Origin of the sequence: Agromyces bauzanensis, from assembly GCF_014645655.1 — a bacterium.
Classification (GTDB): Bacteria; Actinomycetota; Actinomycetes; order Actinomycetales; family Microbacteriaceae; genus Agromyces; species Agromyces bauzanensis.
On the sequence record NZ_BMMD01000074.1, the window covers coordinates 1 to 937 of the forward strand.

A 937-nucleotide genomic window follows, 5' to 3' on the forward strand; every position below is an offset into this window, starting at 1 on the left:
GCAGCGTGTTCTACAAGATCCGCGCCCGGGCCGCGCACGAGTCGACGGCCGCGCTGCACCCGCGGTCGCGTGCCCCGAAGACCCCCGCCCGGCGGTACGGTCAGCAGGTAGTCAATGAGTTGGTGAGGATCCGTAAACAGCTCAAGGCCGACGGCTGGGACTACGGTCCCCGTTCGATCTACTATGAGGCGGCGTTGGACGACGAGTTCCCAGGCGGAAACGTCCCGTCGGTGGCGACGATCGCCCGCCTGCTGGCGGCCGTGGGGCAGGTGGACGCGTCGCCGAAGAAGCGGCCGAAGTCGTCGTACATTCCGTTCGTGCGCGCGACGGTGATGTCGCTGTGGCAGCTGGACGCGTTCGAGTATGAGTTGGCTTCCGGGCAGATTGTGACGGTGTATCAGCTGCTCGACGACGCCAGCCGGTATGACGTCGGCACCGACGCGTTCGCGCGTCATGAGAACAGTGCCGACGCGAAGGACGTGCTCGGGCGGGCGATCGCCGGNACCATGCCGATCAGCGGGCTGCCGGGCAAGCCAACCACGCAGGGCAAGAACGAACGCTCCCACCAGACGGTGACCCGCTTCCTGGACGCGGCTCGGCCAGCCACCCTGGAGCAGCTGCGTGCCCGGATCGGGCGGTTCCGTGAGCACTACAACAACCGCCGACCGCATCAAGCCCTCGAACAGGCGACACCGCGCGCGGCGTGGGACCTGCTTGAGCACACGCCGGCGACCGAGCCGATCCCGCTGTCGGTGCTGGAAGCGAAAGCCTCGGAGTACCGGCAGGCCCACGCCAAGCGCCAGTCAGATCTGGGCCGTGCGGCGCTGACGATCTCCAAGACCGGTCAAGTCCTCCCCGACGACAATGCCCAGCAGCAGGCAGCGGATCAATCCCTCGTGGAGGTCACCAAAGCGAACCGGCAGGTCTACTATCAGGG

At 67.2% G+C, this 937-nt stretch carries 1 protein-coding gene; it reads left to right on the forward strand.

All coding sequences use genetic code 11. The annotated features are described in order from the left end of the window. A partial coding sequence (locus IEX31_RS18465; RefSeq protein WP_188744846.1) for an integrase core domain-containing protein occupies positions 1-937 on the forward strand: 937 nt, incomplete at both ends.